General features: G+C 65.0%; 20 protein-coding genes. 13 read left to right on the top strand and 7 right to left on the bottom strand.

The window, feature by feature from the left end:
* Position 1 precedes the first annotated feature (1 nt).
* The 4 genes from MUB46_RS06940 to MUB46_RS06925 all read left to right on the top strand — a co-directional run bounded on the left by MUB46_RS06940 (position 2) and on the right by MUB46_RS06925 (position 5206).
* Entirely contained in the window at positions 2–1477 is a 1476-nt protein-coding gene (locus tag MUB46_RS06940) for a RimK family protein (protein WP_261615158.1), read from the top strand.
* A 142-nt stretch (positions 1478–1619) separates the two neighbouring features.
* Complete coding sequence (locus MUB46_RS06935) at positions 1620–4001, top strand: DUF3772 domain-containing protein (RefSeq protein ID WP_261615157.1); 2382 nt, start codon at positions 1620–1622, stop codon at positions 3999–4001.
* Positions 4002–4095: 94 nt separating this feature from the next.
* A complete protein-coding gene (locus MUB46_RS06930; protein ID WP_261615156.1) occupies positions 4096–4479 on the top strand; it encodes an MbcA/ParS/Xre antitoxin family protein in 384 nt (127 codons plus the stop codon).
* Positions 4439–5206, top strand: coding sequence for an RES family NAD+ phosphorylase (locus MUB46_RS06925; RefSeq protein WP_261615155.1), 768 nt, complete (start codon positions 4439–4441; stop codon positions 5204–5206). The genes MUB46_RS06930 and MUB46_RS06925 overlap by 41 nt, the downstream gene beginning before the upstream one ends.
* Positions 5207–5218: 12 nt before the next feature.
* Here the strand turns inward: MUB46_RS06925 and MUB46_RS06920 are convergent, their stop codons facing one another.
* From MUB46_RS06920 to MUB46_RS06895, 6 genes are all read right to left on the bottom strand, one after another.
* Complete coding sequence (locus tag MUB46_RS06920) at positions 5219–5647, bottom strand: universal stress protein (protein ID WP_261615154.1); 429 nt, start codon at positions 5645–5647, stop codon at positions 5219–5221.
* A gap of 20 nt (positions 5648–5667) precedes the next feature.
* Complete coding sequence (locus MUB46_RS06915) at positions 5668–8286, bottom strand: TRAP transporter permease (RefSeq protein WP_261615153.1); 2619 nt, start codon at positions 8284–8286, stop codon at positions 5668–5670.
* 127 nt (positions 8287–8413) lie between these two features.
* The gene (locus tag MUB46_RS06910; protein ID WP_261615152.1) at positions 8414–9373 is read right to left on the bottom strand and encodes a TAXI family TRAP transporter solute-binding subunit; all 960 of its coding nucleotides are present in this window, start codon (positions 9371–9373) and stop codon (positions 8414–8416) included.
* 181 nt (positions 9374–9554) lie between these two features.
* Positions 9555–10367, bottom strand: a complete 813-nt coding sequence (locus tag MUB46_RS06905) for a creatininase family protein (protein WP_261615151.1) — start codon at positions 10365–10367, stop codon at positions 9555–9557.
* Between the two features lies 1 nt (position 10368).
* Positions 10369–11751, bottom strand: coding sequence for an 8-oxoguanine deaminase (locus MUB46_RS06900; RefSeq protein ID WP_261615150.1), 1383 nt, complete (start codon positions 11749–11751; stop codon positions 10369–10371).
* Between the two features lie 2 nt (positions 11752–11753).
* Positions 11754–12143, bottom strand: a complete 390-nt coding sequence (locus MUB46_RS06895) for a RidA family protein (protein WP_261615149.1) — start codon at positions 12141–12143, stop codon at positions 11754–11756.
* A gap of 41 nt (positions 12144–12184) precedes the next feature.
* Between MUB46_RS06895 and MUB46_RS06890 the strand changes: the two genes are divergently transcribed.
* Positions 12185–12985, top strand: coding sequence for a creatininase family protein (locus MUB46_RS06890; RefSeq protein ID WP_261615148.1), 801 nt, complete (start codon positions 12185–12187; stop codon positions 12983–12985).
* 38 nt (positions 12986–13023) lie between these two features.
* On the opposite strand, the gene MUB46_RS06885 is transcribed toward MUB46_RS06890, so the two are convergent.
* The gene (locus tag MUB46_RS06885; RefSeq protein ID WP_261615147.1) at positions 13024–13818 is read right to left on the bottom strand and encodes a phosphodiesterase; all 795 of its coding nucleotides are present in this window, start codon (positions 13816–13818) and stop codon (positions 13024–13026) included.
* Between the two features lie 318 nt (positions 13819–14136).
* On the opposite strand from MUB46_RS06885, the gene MUB46_RS06880 reads away from it, so the two are divergent.
* The 8 genes from MUB46_RS06880 (at position 14137) to MUB46_RS06845 (ending at position 21530) form a co-directional block, all read left to right on the top strand.
* A complete protein-coding gene (locus tag MUB46_RS06880) occupies positions 14137–15150 on the top strand; it encodes an ABC transporter substrate-binding protein (RefSeq protein WP_261615146.1) in 1014 nt (337 codons plus the stop codon).
* A 123-nt stretch (positions 15151–15273) separates the two neighbouring features.
* Positions 15274–16119 (top strand): ABC transporter ATP-binding protein, encoded by an 846-nt coding sequence (locus MUB46_RS06875; protein WP_425256221.1) that lies wholly within the window; start codon positions 15274–15276, stop codon positions 16117–16119.
* A 24-nt stretch (positions 16120–16143) separates the two neighbouring features.
* Positions 16144–17007 (top strand): ABC transporter permease, encoded by an 864-nt coding sequence (locus MUB46_RS06870; protein ID WP_261615145.1) that lies wholly within the window; start codon positions 16144–16146, stop codon positions 17005–17007.
* A 4-nt stretch (positions 17008–17011) separates the two neighbouring features.
* Complete coding sequence (locus MUB46_RS06865) at positions 17012–18337, top strand: cytosine deaminase (RefSeq protein ID WP_261615144.1); 1326 nt, start codon at positions 17012–17014, stop codon at positions 18335–18337.
* A gap of 30 nt (positions 18338–18367) precedes the next feature.
* Positions 18368–19768: an FAD-binding oxidoreductase gene (locus MUB46_RS06860; RefSeq protein ID WP_261615143.1), complete on the top strand. Its 1401-nt coding sequence runs from the start codon at positions 18368–18370 to the stop codon at positions 19766–19768.
* 21 nt (positions 19769–19789) lie between these two features.
* Positions 19790–20368: an NAD(P)H-dependent oxidoreductase gene (locus MUB46_RS06855; RefSeq protein ID WP_261615142.1), complete on the top strand. Its 579-nt coding sequence runs from the start codon at positions 19790–19792 to the stop codon at positions 20366–20368.
* Positions 20368–20970 (top strand): NAD(P)H-dependent oxidoreductase, encoded by a 603-nt coding sequence (locus MUB46_RS06850; RefSeq protein WP_261615141.1) that lies wholly within the window; start codon positions 20368–20370, stop codon positions 20968–20970. Before MUB46_RS06855 ends, MUB46_RS06850 begins: the two co-directional genes overlap by 1 nt.
* Before the next feature lie 71 nt (positions 20971–21041).
* Positions 21042–21530, top strand: a complete 489-nt coding sequence (locus tag MUB46_RS06845; protein WP_261615140.1) for a MarR family winged helix-turn-helix transcriptional regulator — start codon at positions 21042–21044, stop codon at positions 21528–21530.
* The last annotated feature ends 7 nt before the right edge of the window (positions 21531–21537 follow it).

The raw sequence follows: 21537 nt of genomic DNA, 5'->3' as shown, positions 1-21537 counted from the left end.
CATGAGAAAGCCGCTCTATTCCGGTTGGGTCATCCTCGTCGACAGCCTCAAGGATTTCCCGAACGCCGAGACGCCCCACAAGGTCATCACAACCCGCGACTACCTCGCCAGGCCGCAGCTTTTCGACGCCGGCCGGCCGAAGGTGGTCAACCTGTCCCGTTCCTATGCCTACCAGAGCCGCGGCTACTTCTGCTCGCTGCTCGCCGAGGCGCGGGGGCACCGGGTCATGCCGACCGTCGAGGCGATGCTCGATCTCGCCGGCCGCGAGCTCTACGGCCACGCCATTCCCGAGCTGGAGCAGGAGCTGAACCGCTGCGCCCGCGCCGCCAAGCACGCGCCTGATGAGGAAGTCCAGTTCCTCGTCAGCATGGGCCGGATCGAAGACGCCCGCTACGAGCGCTTCGCCCGGCTCCTGTTCGACTGGTTCCGCTGCCCGATCATCGAGGTGACGGTCGCACCCGGCCAATGGCTGTCGATCAAGCGCATGCGTCCGCGCCCCTTGAGCAAACTGACCGAGGCGCAGGCCGCCGCGTTCCGCGATGCCCTGCAGCATCACACCACGCGCGACTGGCGCACGCCGAAGGCGCGTCCTAGCCTGAAATACAGCCTCGCCGTGCTGTACGATCCCGACGAGGCCCTTGCACCCTCGTCCCCGGCCTCGATCCGGCACTTCGCCAGGATCGCCGAGAAGCACGACATCGACGTCGAGCCGATCACCAGGAAGCAGTTCCACCAGCTCGCCGAATACGATGCCTTGTGGATCCGCGAGACGACCTCGATCGACAATCACACGTACCGGTTCGCCCGGCGCGCGATGCAGGAGGGCATGCCGGTCATCGACGATCCGATCTCGATGATCCGCTGCACCAACAAGGTCTATCTGAAGGAGCTTCTGACGGCGAACGACGTGCCGGTGCCGCCGACCGTCGTCGTCGCCAACAAGGACGAAATCGCCGGGGCGGAGGAGCGGCTCGGGTATCCCCTTGTCGTCAAGATCCCCGACGGCTCATTCAGCCGAGGCGTCCACAAGGTCGAGACACCCAAGGCCTTTCGCGATCTCGCCAAGGAACTGTTCAAGGAAACCGACCTGCTGATCGCCCAGAAGTTCATGCGCACCGACTACGACTGGCGCATCGGTGTGCTCGGCGGCGAGCCGTTGTTCGCCTGCCACTACCTGATGGCGCGCAGCCACTGGCAGATCGTCAAGCACAAGCCCGACGGGTCAGCGATCCAGGGCGCCGCCAGGACGTTCCGTTTCGACGAGGTGCCGTCGGAGGTTCTCGATGTCGGCGTCCGCGCCGCCCGTTTGATCGGCGACGGCCTGTACGGCGTCGACATAAAGCAGAACGCCGACGGGGTGTTCGTCATCGAGATCAACGACAATCCGAATGTCGACCACGGCTGCGAGGACGCCGCCGGCAAGGACGAGGTCTGGTCGAAACTCGCCCGCTGGTTCTACGACCGCCTGGAGATGTAGGCCACGCTGTCCTCCCGCGCCGTGCACCCAAGGGATTCACACCGGGTATTTAGCCGACACCGATTACGTCGTACCGTATAGTTTCTTGTTCATATCAATCAGCGCGTGTGCATCGGCGCAGCAGGATACTGACGGAAACGATATGTATCGAGGCCTCTCTCTTGCAGTCGCGCTGATCGTTTCCCTGGCGCTCGCGGCGGGCGCCATCGCGCAGGACCAATCCCAGGACGACTTCAATAAACGCGTTGAGGCCTGGGAAGAGACCGCGACGCGCGTCGAGCAGGCGCTGCGCGACGAAACCATCTCGAAAGCCACGCTCGATGAGCTTCGGACCGAAGCCGTGGCCGACCGCGAGGAAGCGTTCGAGATTATCAAGGACGACAGCCTTGAGGTCCGCATGCTCCAGGCGCAGTTGGATGCGCTGCCCGACCCACCCGGCGAGAACGCGGAAGAACCGGCCGCGGTGACCGAGCGGCGCGCGGAGCTGCTCCAAGCCATTGCCACCGCCAATGCGCCGACCCTCGCGGCACGGGAGGCCTACAACCGCGCCGATGTTCTCGTCAGCGAGATCGACGGAATCATCCGCTCGCGTTTCACCACCGATCTGATGGAGCGGAGCCCTTCGCCGCTCATCCCGACCAACTGGCCCACAGCACTCGGGGAACTGTTCGGCTACGTCGGTGCCGTTTCCACGCAGATCGGCACGGATCTGGAGAAACCGGAGAACCGGACACGCTTCCTCAGGGGCCTGCCGATCGCGATCGGCCTGATCGTCATTGCCTTCGTCGTGCTTCTGCTCGTCCACCCCTGGGTGACGAAGCGGCTGGATGCCCGCGCGCTGGCGGCCGACAGCCCGACAAGGGAGCGCCTATTCTGGCTCGCCACCCTGATGGTCCGGCTGGTCCTTCCGACAATCGCCGGCGCCGCCTTCCTTTTCGCCTTCAAGGCCCTCGCCATCAGCCCGTTCGCCGCGCGCTCGATCATCGCGGTCATCGCCAGTTTTCCGGTGTTTCTGGTCGTCGGCTACTGGCTGGGACAGTTGGTGTTCTCGCCCACCGTCCCGGCGCACCGCGTCGTCGCGATGGATGACAAACGGGCACGCCGTGCAGCAAACCTGTGTCTTGCGCTTGGCGGGGTACTTGTTGCCGAAAGCCTGGTCGAAGCGGCCAACCGCGACTATGACTTCGCGCCGGCGTCCGATGCCATCCTGTCCGCCATCGTCGTCTTCGCCGGGAGCTACTGCGTCTGGCGGCTGGCACGCACCCTGATCGCCGCCCGACAGGCGCCGGCCGACACGCCAGACGGTCCGATCACGGCGGAGACCGCGCCCGGCGTCGATTTCGTTTTCCTGCTTGGCCGCCTGATGCAGCTTGCCGCGGTGGCGGCAGCCGTCTTCGTCGTCTTCGGATATGTGAAGTTCGCGCGGCAGGCGATGGTTCCGACAATCCTGTCGCTCGGCGCTATCGGGTTCGCCCTGGCGATCTACCTTCTCCTGACCGGCCTGTCCCGCGGCCTCCTGCGGGGCCGGCGCCCCGAAGACGTACCGATCTATTCGATCGTCCCGATTGCAATCGCCTTCGTCGTCATCGCCGCCGCGCTCCCCATCTTCGCGCTTATCTGGGGGGCGCGCGTCGCCGACCTCCTGGAAATCTGGATCCTGTCCGTCCAGGGCGTCGAGGTCGGCGGCACACGGATTTCGATCGGGGTCGTCTTCATACTCATCGCCGTCTTCCTGGTCGGCATGTCGATCACGCGATGGCTGCAGCGCGTGCTCGACACGTCCGTACTGCCGAAAACGCGCATGGATCGCGGCGCGCGCAAGGCGGTCCTGACCGGCCTCGGCTACACCGGCGTCACCCTGTCGGCCCTTGTCGCGATCTCGGTGGCCGGGATCGACCTGTCCAATCTGGCAATCGTCGCCGGCGCGCTGTCGGTCGGCATCGGCTTCGGTCTGCAGGCGATCGTTTCGAATTTCGTCTCGGGCATCATTCTGCTGATCGAGCGCCCCGTGAAGGAGGGCGACTGGATCGAGGTATCCGGTTACTCCGGTATCGTGCGCCGGATCGCCGTGCGGTCGACGCGTATCGAGACGTTTGACCGGCACGAGGTGATCGTGCCCAATTCGGAGCTGATCACCGGGACCGTCACGAACATGACGCTGAGTTCCAAGACCGGCCGGCTGATTGTGCCGGTCGGGGTCGCCTATGGCGCCGACATTGAAAAGACGCAGGAGATCCTGCTGCAAGCGGCGCGCGACAACGACAAGATCATGTCGCATCCCGAACCGGTTGTTCTGTTCGTCGGGCTCGGGGAAAGCTCCATCGACTTCGAACTCCGCTGCTTCCTGGCCGACGTCAACACGGTCGTGACCGTCAAGTCGGACCTTCTGCTGGAGATCTACAGGAACCTCGGGCAGGCCGGCATCGAAATACCGTTCCCGCAGCGCGACATCACCGTTCGCAATGTCGATGCCCTCGCCGAGGCCATCGCATCGCAGGTCGCCGCGCGTGCCAGTGCACGCTAGACCGGGTTGCCGGTCCGACCGGATCTCGCTTCGCTTGAATTTCTGTAGAAAACTTCCTATTCTTTTCTTTCAACAGAAAGAAGGCGATGAAGAGATGCTGCAGTCCGGCCACGCGGCGGCTCATCCGGTCGAATCCGGTGCCGTCGTCACCAAGGCGGTGTTGAAGGCGTCGGACCTGCTGGATGTGTCCAACAAGGTTCTGTCCCGGATCCTCGGTCTTTCGGAGGCGAGCGTCTCGCGCATGCGTCACGGCGCCTACACACTGTCCCCCTCAGACAAGTCCTTCGAACTCGCGGTTCTGTTCGTCCGACTGTTCCGCTCCCTCGATTCGATCGTCGGCGGAGATACGCAGACCATGCGCGCCTGGGTGAGGAACGACAACGTCCCGCTAGGCGGCACACCGCTCGCCCGTGTCCAGACCATTGCCGGACTCGTCGATGTCATCGCCTATCTCGACGCCCGCCGCGCTGTCATCTGAGACACGCCCGCTCGGCGGCGCCTGCTGGCGCCTGGTCGAGGCGCAGCACTACGTCTCGACGATGAAGCTGGTCGACACGCTTGAGGAACAGGAACTCCTCGAAAACCTGATCGAGGACACCAAGCCGGCGATCCCGGTGCCCTGCCGCCACCTGCACTATCTGCTGGCCTCCCCCTTCCGATACGGCGCGCCCTATCCGGTTGGATCGCGCTTCCGCCGCGCCGGCATGACCGAAGGCGTCTACTATGCGGCCGAGCAGCAGGAGACGGCGATTGCCGAGACGATTTTCCACCGCCTGCTGTTCTTCGCCGATTCGCCGGATACGCCCTGGCCCCAAACTCCGGGCGAATTCACCGCCTTCTCCGCGAATTTCGCGACGGCGACCGGGCTGGACCTGATGGACGGCCCGCTTGCTGCCCATCGGGCACGCTGGACCGACCCGACGGACTACGGCCCGTGCCAGGACCTCGCGGACCGGGCGCGCGCCGCCGGCGTCGAGGCGATCCGCTATGAATCGGTCCGCGATCCCCGCTCCGGAGCCAATCTGGCGCTGCTCGCCTGCACCGCGTTCACGGTCGCCGCGCCAGTCGATCAGATCACCTGGAAGATCCATCTCGGCACAGCGGGGGCATGGGCCGTCTCGGCCTCGCTGCAGCAGAAGATCGAGTATGCGCGCGATGCCTTTTCAGCCGACCCGCGCATCGAGGCGCTCGACTGGGACCGCTGAGCGACAGGTGCGCTACTCGCGCACCACCAGCACCGACTGCTTGGCATGGCGAACCACCCGCGCGGCGTTGGGGCCGAGCAGATAGTCCCGCATGGCCGGGCGATGCGAGGCCATGACGATCAGGTCCGCCGAGAGCTGATCCGCGATCTGCAGGATCTGCTCGTAGATGCCGCCATGCATGACATGGCCTTTCGCCATCACGTCGCCGGGCACGAGATCCTCGAGGTACGCCTTCAGCCGCGCCTTGGTCTCGTCGAGCGCCTTCTGCTCGAAGCCCTCCGGAAAATAGCCGCCGACGATGGACATGCCCATGTCCGGCACGACGGTCACCACGTGCATCGTCGCGTCATAGTCCCTGGCCATCTGGATGGCCGCATTGAGCGCCCGGCCGGAGCTGTCCGGCTCGGCCAGATCGATCGGAACGAGGATCGTCTTGAACATCGCTTTCTCCTCCCTCTCGATCAGAACGCGGGCACCGTCTGGCGCCGACGCTGCACCAGCACCACGATAACGAGCAAAACCAGCGCCGGCAGGTAGAACAGCTCCTTGGCGATGCGGTCCTTCGGCAGTTCCACGTTGGAGATCGTCACCAGGGTGTCGCCGTAGAAGTCGAAATCCTGGAAGGTGTCGAAGAACGCCGTACCCGGAAACGGCTCTTCCAGAACCGCCTCATCGCCGTCGATCATCACCAGCAGCCCGGCCTGTTCCAGCCGCGCCGCGCCGTCGCCTGCCTCGCCGAGCGGGACGGATATGGTCAACGTGTCGATCTGGTCGGGATTGTCGAAATCCGGCCCCGCAACGGTCATGCGCAGCTCGGCACCGGCGGGCTGGGTGCCGGCGATCTCGATCACCTCGACGCCCGGGCGGTTCTCATAGGGCGGGTCCATCAGATCCAGCCAGAAGCCTGGCCGGAACAGCGTGAAGGCGATCAGCAGCAGTGCCACGGTTTCCCAAATGCGGTTGCGCGTCAGGAAGTAGCCTTGGGTGGCGGCCGCGAACAGCAGCATGGCGACCGTGGCGATGCAGAACACAAAGACCGCCTTCCACACCGTCACGTCGATCAGCAGGAGTTCGGTGTTGAAAATGAACAGGAACGGTAGCAGCGCGGTGCGGATGTCGTAGCCGAAGCCCTGGAAGCCGGTCTTGATCGGATCGCCGCCGGAGATCGCCGCGGCGGCAAAGGCGGCGAGCCCCACCGGCGGCGTATCGTCGGCGAGGATGCCGAAATAGAAGACGAACATGTGAACCGCGATCAGCGGCACCAGCAGTCCGCTCGCCGCGCCCACCGAGACGATCACGGGCGCCATCAGCGAGGATACGACGATATAGTTCGCCGTCGTCGGCAGGCCCATGCCGAGGATCAGGCTCATCACCGCGACGAGCAGCAGCATCGCCATCAGGTTGCCGCCCGACAGGAACTCGACGAACTCGCCGACGACCTGATGCGCGCCGGTCAGCGAGATCGTGCCGACGATGATGCCGGCCGCCCCGGTCGCGACGCCGATGGCGATCATGTTGCGCGCCCCCGAGATCATGCCGGAGACGAAATCCTCGACGCCCTGCTTGAACGCCCCGCCGATATCGCCGGCACCGCGCAGCAAGCTCTTGATCGGGTGCTGGGTGACGACGATGACTATCATCGACAGCGTCGCATAGTAGGCCGACAAGGACGGCGAGAACCGCTCGATCAGGATGCACCAGATCAGGATCACGATCGGCAGGATGAAGTGCAGGCCGGTCACCGCCACCTCGCCCGCACGCGGCAGTTCCCGCAGGGGCGCATTCGGATCGTCCATCTCCAGGTCCGGATGGCGCGCGGCAAGCCCGAGCAGCAGAAGATAGGCGACCAGGAACAGGACAATGACCGTATAGAAGGTCATGTTCGGGAAGGCGACCTTGATCCAGCCGAGGCCGTAGTAGACGGCGGCGGCCAGCACGCACATCGCGATAAAGCCGGTCAGCACACCAATCATCCGGCGCATCAGCGTCTGCGTCGCCGGCGGCTTGGTTAGGCCCTTGAGCTCCAGCTTCAGCGCTTCGAGGTGCACGATGTAGACGAGCGCGATGTAGGAGACGACCGCCGGCAGAAAGGCGTGGCGGATGATGTCGGTATAGGCGATGCCCGTGAACTCGGCGATCAGGAAGGCGGCCGCGCCCATTACCGGCGGCGTCAGCTGCCCGTTGGTGGAAGAGGCGACCTCGACGGCACCGGCCTTCTCCGGCGGGAAGCCGGTCCGCTTCATCAGCGGGATGGTGAACGTGCCGGTGGTGACGACGTTCGCGATCGACGAGCCCGAGTAAAGGCCCGACAGCGCCGAGGCAACGACGGCGGCCTTGGCCGGCCCGCCACGCAGGTGGCCGAGCATGGCGAAGGCGAGCTTGATGAAGTAGTTGCCCGCGCCGGCCTTCTCCAGGAGCGAGCCGAACAGGACGAACAGGAAGATCATCGAGGCGGACACCCCGAGCGCGACGCCGAAGACGCCCTCGGTCTGCATCCAGTAGTGCCACATGGCCTTGCCGTAGGAGGCGCCCTTCCACTGAATCGCCTCCGGCAGCCAATTGGCGTCGCCGAAGAACACGTAACAGACGAAGACGCCGGCGACGATGACCAGGGGCAGGCCGAGCGAGCGATAGACCGCGATGGCCAGCACCACCATACCGATCGTCGCGGCAACCAGGTCACCCGTGGTCGGCAGTCCGGCGCGGGCGGAGATCGCCTCGTCGAAAACGATCAGGTAGAGGCAGGCATAGACGCCGAGGATCGCCAGCAGCCAGTCGTACCAGGGAATGTGGTGGCGCCCGCTCGACTTGAACAGCGGATAGGCGAGCGCGGCCAGCGCCAGCGCGAAGGCGAGGTGAACGACGCGCACCTCGAAGTTGTTGAGGACGACGTTGACGCCGATCGTCTCGGTAATCCAGAAGGGAACGTTCGAGGCGACGTAGAGCTGAAACAGCGACCAGACAAACGCCAGCCCGGCGATGAAGCGACCGACGGCGCCGGAAACGCTGCGTGCGCCGGTATCGACCTGCGCTACCAGTTCGTCGACGTCGATCTCGCGCTTTTGGATGTCTTCCGCCATGCCGCCCTCGGATCTCTCACAATCCGTCGCCCCCCAGCGACGTTCCGCCGGCGAAAAATCCGGCTACGCCTGAAAATCGGAATTGAAGCGAAAAGGGGCGGCCGTCTGGCCGCCCCTTCCGGAACACTCACATCCAGCCGCGTTCCTTGTAGTACTTCACCGCACCGGGATGCAGGGGCGCGGACAAGCCGTCCTTGACCATCTCCTCCTCTTTCAGATTGGCGAAAGCGGGGTGCAGACCCTTGAAGTCGTCGAAATTGTCGAACACGGCCTTCACCACGGTGTAGACGACGTCCTCGGGAACGTCCTCGGACGTCACGAACGTCGCGCCGACGCCGAAGGTGTTCACGTCGTTGTCCTGGCCCGCATAGGTGCCGGCGGCAATCGTCGCCAACCGATAGTAGGGCTTCTCGGAGATGAAGCTCTCGATTTCGGGACCGGCCACGTCGGCGATCACGGCATCGCAGGTCGACAACGTCTCCTGGATCAGCGCCGACGGATGGCCGACCGTGTAGAAATACGCATCGATCTTGCCGTCGCACAGCGCCTGCCCCGTCTCCGCGGGCTTAAGCTCGGCGGCAAGCTTGAGCGCGTCCGTATCCACGACGCCGGCTTCGTTCAGGGAATCCCACAGGGCGCGCTGGCCCGAACCCGGATTGCCGATATTCACCGACTTATCGGCGAGATCCTTGTAACTCTTGATGCCGGAGTCGGCGCGGGCCACGAGCGTGGCGGGCTCGGGATGCACCGAGAACACGGAGCGCAGGCCCTTGAACGGCTTGCCGTCCCACTGCGCCTTGCCCTCATAGGCATTGTACTGAACGTCGGACTGGGCGACGCCGAACTCGAGCTCGCCGCCCTGGATTGTGTTGACGTTGTAGACGGAGCCGCCGGTCGATTCCGCCGAGCAGCGGATGCCGTGCTCCTTGCGGTCCTTGTTCACCAGCCGGCAGATCGCACCGCCGGTGGGATAGTAGACGCCGGTGATTCCGCCGGTGCCGATGGAGACGAACTTTTGCTGGGCCGAGGCGCCACCCGCGCCGACGGCCAAAGCCACGGCAAAAGCGCCGAATGCCAGATATCTCATCACATCTCCTTCCGTCACAGATTAGTTTCGACGCCGGCATTGCGCCGGCTTTGTCGGTTATTGGGACAACGCGCGAAACCGCGTCTCCCCTGGTGCTTATGTCATCGCCAAATGCTGGCTAAGACAACCCTCTGATAGGGGGCACGTTGTGTGCGGCGCAATATCCAAGCGTACGAATGCGTCACCCGCAGAGTCGCGAAAGATTGAAGCGATCGACGTCGCCGAGGAGCGCGAGGAAGCGATCGACGACGAAATCGGCAGCCAGGCGGCCCTTCTCCGCGGACGCCGCCGCCGCGTTTCCGCAGGCTCCGCTCGAACTGAGGTCCGCCGTCATCCAGGCGAACGCCGTACGGCCGGTGCCGCGCAGGACGTCGAACTCGTCTTCCATCGCAACCGACGCCGACACGAAATCGTCGCACTCGGCCGCGCGCACAGCCTGCGGCTTCAGGTGCAGCATCAGCGAAGTCTCGATGTCGCCGGCATGAATGCCGTGGGCGATTTCGGCTTCATCGAACAGACCGGCGGGATAGCCCATTCGCGCCCAGCTCGTTGCGACAACGAGCATGCGATGGCGAATGCGAAGCGCCCGGGCGGCAAGGCCCATCACCTCGCTGTTGCCGCCGTGCGAACTCATGATCACCAGTTTGCGCAGCCCCGCGCGGGCGACCGAGTCGCCGAGGGCCTCCAGCATGTCGAGCAGGGGTCGCCCGTCGATGTTCAGCGTTCCGGGAAAACCGAAATGCTCGTCGCTCTTGCCGACTGCAATCGTCGGCAGGACAAGCGCCGGCAGGTCGGCAGACATACGTTCGACCGCTTGCCCGATCAGACCGTCGGCGATGACCGTGTCGACGCCGGTCGGCAGATGCGGCCCATGCTGCTCTGTCGCCGCGATCGGCAGCACGGCGATCCAGCCAGACGTGTCGGCCTCGAAGTCGGCGGTGGTGAGGTCCTGCCAGAAGCGGCTCGGAGGAAGCGAAGGCACGGGCACTGCCATCTCACAAGGCCTCCAGAAACCGCTTCGCCGCCGTGCCGTGCTCGACCCTGAGACGCTCCACGTCGATGCCGACAGGCATGCCGTCCTCGACCTTCCATTCGCCGGCGAGCATCACCCGGTCGGCCTTGTGTGCTCCGCACAGGACGAGGGCAGCGAGCGGATCGCCGGCGCCGGAGAAGCGGAGCTCGTCGAGCGTGTACATCGCAAGGTCCGCCTGCTTGCCGACCGCGATGGCGCCGATATCGTCGCGGCCCAGGCACCGGGCCGAGCCCTCGGTGGCCCAGCGCAACGCGTCGAAATGCGTGACCGCGCCAGACCCGTATGTCAGCCGGTTGATCATCAGCGCGTGACGCACGCCTTCCATCAGATTGGAACTGTCGTTGGAGGCGGAACCGTCCACGCCGAGCCCGACCGGGGCCCCCATGGCTTCAAGCTCCTTGGTGCGACACTGTCCGGAGGCGAGCACCATGTTGGAGGTCGGGCAATGGCTGACGCCGACCCGGTGACTGCCGAGGCGCTCCACTTCGTCGTCGTTGAAATGGATGCCGTGGGCGAGCCACACCCGCTCGTTCATCCAGCCGAGCTCTTCCAGGTACTCGACCGGACGGCAACCGTAATGCGCGAGGCAGTAGGCGTCCTCGTCGTGGGTCTCGCCGAGATGGGTGTGCAGCCGGCAGTCGAAGCGCTCGGCGAGCCCGACCGAGTCCGTCATCAGCCGCTTGGTGACGGTGAACGGCGCACACGGGGCGAGCGCCACGCGGATCAGTCCGCCTTCGCTGGTGTCGTGGTATCGCGACAGCACCCGCTCGCAATCTGAGAGGATCGTGTCCTCGTCCTGGACGACGCTGTCGGGCGGCAGGCCGCCGTCCTTCGCCGACAGGTTCATCGAGCCGCGCGTCACCGTCATCCGCATGCCCAGCGCGGTCGCCTCCTCGACCTGGATGTCCATCGCGCTCTCGAGGCCGTCGGGAAACAGGTAATGATGGTCGGAGGCCGCCGTGCAGCCCGACATCAGCAGCTCAGTCAGCGCCAGCCGCGTCGCCAGCCGGAAGCCTTCGGGCGTCAGCCGGCTCCAGACCGGATAAAGCGCCTGCAGCCAGGGGAACAGCTCCTTGTTGATGGCGTCGGGATGCGCCCGCGTCAGCGTCTGGAAGAAATGATGATGGGTGTTGACGAGGCCCGGCAGCACGACATGGCGGCTCGCGTCGAAGACCGCGTCGACCGGCGCGGCGGGCTCCTGGCCCCTGCCGACCAGCTCGACGATGCGTCCGCCCTCCACGACGATGCCGCGTTCGGCCCCGCCCCCCGAATTGGCTCCCGCCGAATTGGCTCCCGCTGTATCGCCGGTGAGGATCGCGAGCGGATCCTTGATCCATCTGCGCATGGTCAATCCACCCTGGCCGCGATGACCTCGACTTCGACCTTGAACTCCGGTCGCGCGAATCCCGACACCACCATCAGCGTCGAGGCCGGCGGCGGATCGGCGGTGAACGCGTCGCGCGCAGCCATGTAGTCCTTCAGGTAGGCCCGGTCGGACACAAAGGCGTTGATGCGCACGATATCGGCCAGCGTCATGCCTCCCGAGGCGAGGATCGCGCGGATGTTCTCGAAGCACAGTCGGGTCTGGTCGGCGGCGCTGTCGGGGATCGCGTCATCGGCCGCGATGCCGAGCTGGCCGGAACACAGCATCAGCCGCGCGCCCGGCGCGATTTCGACGCCATGGCTGTACCGGGCGAAGGGAGGACGGATGCCCCCCGGCGTGTGATGCGTTACCATGACTGCTCCCGCCGAACGAGTTTTCGATTCCGGAGACGCTAATGACCGCGCTGCGCCGCTGGCAAGACCTCACCACCGTTGATTTCGAATCGCTTGATCCCAACCGGACCGTCGCGGTGCTGCCGGTCGGCGCCATCGAGCAGCACGGCCCGCATCTTCCCGTCGCCACCGACGCGCTCGTCGCCGGCGCCGTGGCCGAGGCCGCCGTCGCGGCGGCGGCTCCCGATCTGCCGGTCCTGCTCCTGCCGGTGATGCCGGTCGGCAAGTCCAACGAACACATCGATTTCCCCGGCACGCTGACCCTTCCGGCCGAAACGCTGATCGCGGTATGGCGCGAGATCGGCGAGAGCGTCGCCCGCTCCGGCGTGCGCAAGATGCTGTTCATCAACGCGCATGGCGGTCAGCCGCAGGTGATGGAGATCGTCGCCCGCGAACTGCGCGTGCGCCACGAGATGCTGTGCGTCTCGTCGAGCTGGTGGCACATGGGAACGCCCGAAGGCCTCGTTTCGCCTGAGGAAGCACGGCACGGCATCCATGGCGGCCAGGTCGAGACATCGCTGATCCTGCACCTCGCCCCCGACCTGGTCCGCATGGACAAGGCCGAGGATTTCAGGCCCGTCATGGCCGAAATCGCCGGCGACTACGAGAAACTCACCTATGTCGGCGGCGTCGGCATCGGCTGGCAGGCGCAGGACATCCACCCCGCCGGCGTTGCCGGTGACGCCAGCAAGGCGACGGCGGACATCGGCAAGGCGATCTTCGACCACGTCGTCGCCGGCTATGCGAAATTGCTGGCGGAGATCTCCGCCTATCCCCTGTCCCGCATCCGCAAGCGCCCGTGACATCACAGGCCCCGGGGTTTTCACAAGCGCCGGGGATGTCAAGCGAACAGAACGCCCGGCCCGTAGTTGCCGATATAACTGACATGGCTGACGAGCCCTGCCTGCGGGCACCAAAGATGCAGCAGGCAGGCAGGCGGCTCGGCAATCCAGGCCGCCGGTGCATCCGGACCGAAATCGAGCGTCACCTGATGCGCCGTTCCCGGTGCGATCGACGCGATCGTGCCCGCGAACCGCGTCTGCACCGGCCGATGGACATGCCCGCAGGTGACCGCCTCGATCTGGCGATGGCGCGCGACGACCGCGGCGAGCGCACGCCAATCCTCCAGCAGGATCTCGTCCATGAAGCCGATCCCGGTCGCGAACGGCGGATGGTGCAGGAACAGCAGGGTCGGCGTCCCGGGCGCCGCGGCAAGCGTCCCGTCGAGCCAGTCGAGCTGCTCCCCGCCGAGGCGTCCTGCGTCCGCCCCTTCCACCAGCGTATCCAGCCCGACGAGCCGGACCGGATGCTCCTCGACAGCGTAGCGCAGCGGTCCCACGGATGGCAGCACACCGGTATAGGACAGATGCCTGCGGACCAGTTCGCGCCGGTCGTGATTGCCGGGGATCGGATAGACCGGCATCGGCAGGCGCCGGAAGAGATCGGCCAGCGCCGCATAGTCCTCGTCGGCACCGTCGTTGACGAGATCGCCGGTGACGATCACGGCGTCGGGGCGCGGGGTCAGCGCCAGGAGGTGGTCGATCGCCCGTTGCGTCGCACCATAGGTATCGACGGCGCCGAACAACCGCACGCCACGGACACGGAAATGCAGATCGGAGATCTGGGCAATGAGCACGGCTGACTCCCAGGCGCTAGCGGCATGATCGACGGCGTCGATACTCCACTGGCCGCAACACACCAATTTTACGGCTTTGTCGAGCCTGTTCCCTCCCCGACCGTGATGATAGGGTGAGCAGCCATCGCCTGGTTGCCTGTTTCTTGAGGCCCGGGATCACGGGAAATTATTAGATTCGCGCGCGGGCCGAGCCGCGAAACTGGGGGCACGGGGTTTGCTTCGAAGACCCGGTTCGCAATTCGATCCGTTGCATTTCTGACCGAGTTTCCGGGGCGTCGACGCCGACCCCCGGTTCGTCAATAAGGGAGGTATTTCCGGATGTCCTTGCTCAATCGCACGATCCCGGCAATCGGTGCCGTTCTGGCCGCCATCGGACTTTCCAGCCAGGCCGCGGCGCTGGATGAAATCACGTTCGGCACGAACTGGCTCGCCCAGGCCGAGCACGGCGGCTTCTACCAGGCGATCGCCGACGGCACGTACGAAGAGTACGGCCTGAAGGTCACCATCCGCCAAGGCGGCCCGCAGGCCGGCAACCAGGCCCTGCTGATCGCCGGCAAGATCGACTTCTACATGCAGGGCAACATGCTCTCGCCGTTCGACGCCGCCGAACAGGGCATTCCTCTCATCGAGGTCGCCGCGATCTTCCAGAAGGAACCGCAGGTTCTGCTCGCCCATCCGGATGCGGGCGTGGAGGCATTCGAGGACCTCGCCAAACTGCCGACGCTGTACCTGTCGAAGGACGGCTACTCGTCGTACTTCCTGTGGATGAAGTCCGACTTCGAAGGCTTCAACGACGCCCAGTACAAGCCTTACACCTTCAATTCGGCGCCGTTCATCGCCGACAAGCAGTCCGCCCAGCAGGGATATGTAACGTCGGAGCCCTACGCCATCGAGAAGGAAGCGGGCTGGGAACCCAAGATCTTCCTGCTCGCCGACTCCGGCTTCAACACCTACTCGAACCTGATCGAGGGCATGAAGGATTATGTCGAAGCCAACCCTGACATCACCAAGCGCTTCGTCGAAGCCTCGATCATCGGCTGGTACAACTATCTGTACGGCGACAACACGGCTGCCAACGCGCTCATCAAGACGGACAATCCGGAGATGACCGACGAGCAGATCGCCTTCTCCATCGCCAAGATGAAGGAGTATGGCATCGCCGACTCCGGCGACAGCCTGACCATGGGCATCGGCTGCATGACGGACGAGCGCCAGAAGGACTTCTACGAGAAGATGGTCAGGGCCGGCGTCGTCAAGGCGGGCATCGACTACACGACGACCTACACGACCGAGTATGTCTGCAAGGGCCTCGGCCTGGATCTGAAGAAATAGCGCCATGCCGCCGCATGCGCGTAGTGGCCGATGGCGGGGCTCTGGACCCGCCGTCGGATTTCGGTACTTAGTGGCGACCAAGATCGCCCACGCCGGCTTCCTGGCGTAAAACGGAGGCAGACTTTGACCACCCAGACAGAAACGGCCGCTCCGGTTCGCGCCCCGGCATCGGGGGCAGGCGCCGCCGCGACCCGGTCTATCGTTTCGCTGCGCGCAATCAACAAGACGTTCTCGAGCGGCACCGTTGCGCTCAAGGACATGTCGCTCGACGTTCATCCCGGCGAGTTCATCAGCCTGCTCGGTCCTTCCGGCTGCGGCAAGTCGACGGCTCTGCGGCTGATCGCCGGCCTGGGCGAGCCGACTTCGGGCACCATCGACTGGCCGGGCACCGCACAGGACCGGCCCGGCCAGATCGATCACGAGATCGGCTTCGTCTTCCAGGAGCCCACGCTGATGCCCTGGGCCACGGTCTTCAATAACGTCTGGCTGCCGCTGCGGCTGAAGGGCCAGGCCAAGGCCCGCGTACGCGACGAGGTCATGAACGCACTGGAAATGGTCGGGCTTGAAAACTTTGCCGATGCCTATCCGCGCGAGCTGTCGGGCGGCATGAAGATGCGCGTGTCGATTGCCCGCGCGCTCGTCACCCGGCCGAAACTACTGCTGATGGACGAACCGTTCGCCGCGCTCGATGAGATCACCCGGTTCAAGCTCAACAACGACCTGCTGCACCTGTGGGAAAGCTTCGGCTGGACGGTGATCTTCGTCACCCATTCGGTGTTCGAATCGGTCTACCTGTCCAACCGCATCGTCGTCATGGCCGCGCGTCCCGGCCGGGTCGTGGCCGATATCGCGATCGACGCGCCCTATCCGCGCGAGGACGATTTCCGGACCTCGACGGTCTACAACGAGCATTGTCGCGAGGTGTCAACTGCCCTCCAGGACGCAATGGCACGCAAGGCGGAGGCGTGACGCCCGGAACATGACGGCTAGACCATGACGACCGTGAATACGACATCCAAGTCGCCAGCCGCCGTTGACGAGGAGGCCCCCACGTCCGCCGAACCGAGCCGGCTCGGCGAGCGGCTCCTGCGCATCATCGTGCCCGTCGCGATGCTCGGCGGCCTGGTGCTCTTGTGGGCCTGGTACGTGACCGCCTTCAACGTGCCGCACTACATCCTGCCCAGCCCCGCCCGCGTCGCACAGGCGATGATCGAGGACTGGCCCATTCTCGCGCCGGCGCTGCTGGTCACGCTGAAGATCACCTTCACCGCGCTGGCGCTGGCGCTTATCGGCGGTGTCGCGCTGGCCGTCCTGCTGATCCAGTCGAAATGGATTGAGCTCGCGCTCTACCCCTATGCCGTCATCCTGCAGGTGACCCCGATCGTGGCGATCGCGCCGCTGATCCTGATCTACACGCCGACCACCCAGGCCGCGCTGCTGATCTGCGCCTGGCTCGTCGCCTTCTTCCCGATCCTGTCGAACACCGCGCAGGGGCTGAAGAGCGTCGACCACAACCTCCTGAACCTGTTCGAGCTCTACGGTGCCAGCCGTTGGCAGAGCCTCTACCTCCTGCGCCTGCCCGCCGCTCTGCCCTACTTCCTCACGGGCTTGCGGATTGGCGGCGGACTGGCGCTGATCGCCGCCGTCGTCGCCGAGTTCGCGGCCGGCTCCGCCGGCGCCAGTTCGGGACTGGCCTTCCGCCTGCTCGAATCGCAGTTTCGCCTCAACATCCCGCGCCTGTTCGCCGCGCTGATCCTGTTGTCCGTGACGGGCGTTCTGATCTTCTTCGCAACCAGCCTGATCTCGCACCTGCTTCTCCACAAGTGGCACGAGAGCGCTGTCAAACGAGAGAACTAGCGAGATGCCCACAGGCTTTGCCCGCGTGCCGCCCGCGGGGCGGTTTCTGATCGCCAACGCGACCATTCCCGCCGCACTGGTCGAGACGGATGCCCCCCTCACCGACGCCGGCGACGGGCTGGTCCGCGCCGAGATCGAGATCGACGGCGCGACCATCGCCGCGATCCGCACGCCCGGCACCGTCGAGACCGGGGGCCTGCCTGCGCTCGACCTGGACGACGGCCTTGCCTGGCCCGGCTTCGTCGACATGCATACCCACATCGACAAGGGCCACATCTGGCCGCGCAGGCCCAATCCGGACGGCACCTTCTTCGGTGCATTGGACGCCGTCCAGGCGGACCGCGAGGCCAACTGGTCGGCACGTGATGTCGCCCGCCGCATGGACTTCTCGCTGCGCTGCGCCCACGCACACGGCACGGTTCTGCTGCGCACCCACATCGATTCCCTGCCACCGCAGCACAAGATCTCCTGGCCGGTGTTCTCGGAGATGCGTGATCGCTGGTCCGGCCGCATCGACCTGCAGGGCGTGGCGCTGGTGCCGATCGAGGTGGCCGAAGACCGCGCCTTTCTCGAAGAGATTGCCGCGCTGGTGAAGGCGCACGGCGGTATCATGGGCTGCGTCACCTACATGCATCCGGGCCTCGACGGCCTGCTCGATGCCGTAATCGCGGTTGCCGAGAAACACGGCCTCGACCTCGATTTCCACACCGACGAATCCCAGGACCCCGGCGAGCGCTCGCTCGCCCATGTCGCCGAAGCCATCCTCCGCACCCGCTTCGAGGGAAAGGTCGTCTGCGGCCATTGCTGCTCGTTGACCCGCCAGCCCGCCGACGAGGCCGCGCGCACCATCGAGCGGGTCGCCGAGGCCGGTATCGCGATCGTCTCGCTGCCGATGTGCAACATGTACCTGCAGGACCGCGAATCCGGCCGCACCCCTCTGTCGCGCGGCGTCACCATGCTCCACGAACTCGCCGCTGCCGGCGTCGAGGTGGCCGTCGCCAGCGACAACACCCGCGATCCGTTCTACGCCTACGGCGATCTCGACATGCTCGAGGTGTTCCGCGAGACGGTGCGCATCGGCCAGTTCGACCATCCTTTCGGCGATTGGCCTGCGACAGTGGGGGCGACGCCGGGCCGCGTCCTGGGCCGTCCGGATCGTGGCGTCCTGCGCGCCGGAGCGCCCGCCGACATCGTCCTGTTCCGGGCACGGAGCTGGACCGAGCTGCTGGCACGCCCGCAGAGCGACCGGACCGTCCTGCGCAACGGCCGCCCCATCGACAAGACGCTGCCCGACTACCGCGAGCTGGACGACATGTTCGCGGGGAATTGAGCGGTCCAAACAAGACGGACGGAGAAGACGATGACCGACCTCGCCGCGCTGAAGAAGGCGCTTGAAGGCCTGAAGATCGAGGACAATCCGGCGCTGGTTAAGCAGAAGAGCCGCGACTTCTTCTGGTACAGCCCGGTCCTGAAGCGCCAGCTCGACGCCGTCAGTGCAGATTTGGTGGTGACCCCGAAGAGCGAGGCCGAGGTCGTCCACGTCCTCAGGACCTGTTTTGCGATGGACGTCCCCGTGACGGTCCGCGGTTGCGGTACCGGCAACTACGGCCAGGCGATGCCGCTGTCGGGTGGCATCATCCTCAACATGGCCGAGATGAACCGGATCATCGACATCAAGCCCGGCCGTCTCGTCTGCGAGCCGGGCGTCATCTTGCACGATCTCGACCAGGCCGCCCGCGCCGATTCCGGCCAGGAGATGCGCATGCATCCCTCCACCGCCAAGACCGCGTCCATAGGCGGCTTCATCGGCGGCGGCTCGGGGGGCGTCGGCTCGATCCGCTGGGGCGGCCTGCGCGATCTCGGCAATGTCCTTCGCCTTCGCGTCGTCACCATGGAAGAGACCCCACGCGTGCTCGAGCTCGACGGCTGGGACCTGCAGAAGGTCAGCCATGCCTATGGCACCAACGGCGTCATCACCGAGATCGAGATCCCGCTGACCGCGGCCTACGACTGGGTCGACGTCATCGTCGGGTTCGACGACTTCATGGACGCGGCCCGCTACGGCAACACGCTCGGCACCCACGACGGTCTCCTGCTCAAGCTCGTCACCCCGATAGCCGCGCCGATTCCGCACGATTATTTCCTGCGCCATCGCAAGTTCATTCCGGAGGGCAAGAGCGTCTGCCTCGTCATGGTCGCGCCGCACGCGGTCGAGTCGCTGATCGCCTATACCGAGCGCACCGCCGGCGAGATCCTGTTCCGCTCGGATACCGCCGATGACCTGAAGCGGCTCCCGCCGGCCTACGAGCTGGCCTGGAATCACACCACGCTGCGCGGGTTGAGGGTCGACGACAGCATCACGTATCTTCAGGTTCTCTATCCTTTCCCGGATCAGCTCGCGCTCGTCGAAAAGGTTCACGCGCACTTCGGCGACGAGGTCGTGGCCCATCTGGAATTCGTCCGCTTCGACGGCAATGTCACCTGCTTCGGCCTGCCGATCGTGCGCTTCACCACTGAAGAGCGGCTGGAGGAGATCATGCGCATCCACGAGGATATGGGCTGCGTGATCTTCAATGCGCATCGCTACACGCTGGAGGAAGGCGGCATGAAACAGACCGACGAGGTCCAGCTCGCCTTCAAGCGCGAGGCCGATCCGAAAGGCCTGCTCAACCCTGGCAAGATGGTCGCCTTCGAGGATCCCGACTTCGACTTCGCCGCCCACAAGGTCTATCTGTTCCCCGGTCTCGAACAGGCGAAGTGAGGTCGGTCCGGCGCACCGCACATGCGAGTCCTGATCGTCTACGCCCACCCCGTCGAAACGAGCTTCTGCGCCGCCTTGCACGCTCGCGTCGTCGACACGCTGCGCGCCAGCGGCCACGAGGTGGACGACTGCGATCTTTATGCCGAGGACTTCGAACCGCGACTGAGCCGCGAGGAGAGGCTCGGCTATCATGACGTGCCGCAGAACCGCGATCCGGTCGCTCCCCATGTCGACCGGCTGTTGGCAGCCGAGGCGCTCGTGCTGGTATTCCCGGTGTGGAACTACGGCTTCCCCGCGATACTGAAAGGCTATTTCGACCGCGTCTTTCTGCCCGGCGTGTCGTTCCGCCTGGAAGACGGCAAGGTCTCGCCGAACCTGTCCCACCTCAAGCGGATCACCGCGATCACTACCTATGGTGGAACGCGTCTGCGCGCCTTCGTCCTCGGCGACGCGCCGCGAAAGATCGTCAAGCGCCTGCTGCGCGCGACGTCGCCCGGCGCCCGCGTCGACTATCGCGCGCTGTACGACATGAACCGCAATGACCGGGCAACGCTCGATAAGCACCTCGAATCAGTCGTGCGCCTGATGGAACGCTTCTGATGCGAGCCCTCGTGGTCTACTGCCATCCCTGCGAGGAGAGCTTCAATCGGGCCGTTCTCGACACGGTTCTCGGCGCCCTTGGCGAATCGGGCCACGAGGTGCGGCTAATTGACCTTTACGAAAGCGGCTTCGATCCAGTGATGAGCCCCGCCGAGCGGCGCGGCTACCATACGCCGCACGAAAACGAAGCCCCCGTCGCAGACCATCTCGCTCTGCTGAAATGGGCGGAAATACTGGTTTTTGTCTATCCGACCTGGTGGTTCGGCCTTCCGGCGATGCTGAAAGGCTGGTGCGATCGGGTGTTCGTGCCGCACGCAACCTTCGAGATGCCCGACGAGTCGTCACCGATGGGCCCGAAACTGACGAACATCCGGAAAATCGCCGTGTTCACAACCTGCGGTGCAAGCTGGTGGATGTCGAAATTCGTGGGGGAGCCCGGCCGCAGAACAATTTTGCGTGGAATACGGTGGCTCTGCCATCCAAAATGCAAGACCTGTTACGCGGCTCACTATAAAATGGACACGTCGACGCCGGACAGCCGCGCCCGCTATTTGAATCGCGTATATCAGTTATGCCGACTTATGACTTGTAAACTCAACTAATGGAAGTAGGTTGCTAAAGTCACCGCCATTACGGCAATCATCCACTCCGGGAGTTGGGGGACTTCCTTGAAATGAAGAAATGGTACGAAGATTCGGTCGGGCTGCGTCTCACCCGCGCGGCGCGACTGCATCGGGCTCGGGCACATACGATGCTCGGTGAAATTGGCATACACCCCGGGCAGGAAAACGTCCTTCAGGTCCTCCTGGAAGACGACGGGCAGCCGATGACGAAGCTCGCTGCCCAGCTCAGGGTCAAACCGCCCACGGTCACGAAAATGGTGTCCCGTATGGCCGCCCAGGGCCTGGTGCGGCGCATCGCGTCGGAGACCGATGCACGCAGTGCGCGTGTATTCCTGACCGACGAAGGACGTTCGCGCGGTATCGAGCTGAAGAAACGCTGGAAGCGGCTCGAACAGATGACCATGCGCAACGTCCCCGAAAAGGATCGCGCCAAGTTGATCAAGCTGCTGATGGCCGTAGAGGCTTCGCTCGACGGCGATGCCACCGCGGAGGCGGACGTCGACACCGATCTGGACGTTTACGACGAGACGGCTGCCTGAGGCACGC

It is taken from the genome of Microbaculum marinisediminis, from assembly GCF_025397915.1.
Taxonomy (GTDB): domain Bacteria; phylum Pseudomonadota; class Alphaproteobacteria; order Rhizobiales; family Tepidamorphaceae; genus Microbaculum; species Microbaculum marinisediminis.
The sequence above is the reverse complement of the archived record's forward strand: the minus strand, read 5'-3'. Positions and strand labels throughout refer to the sequence as shown.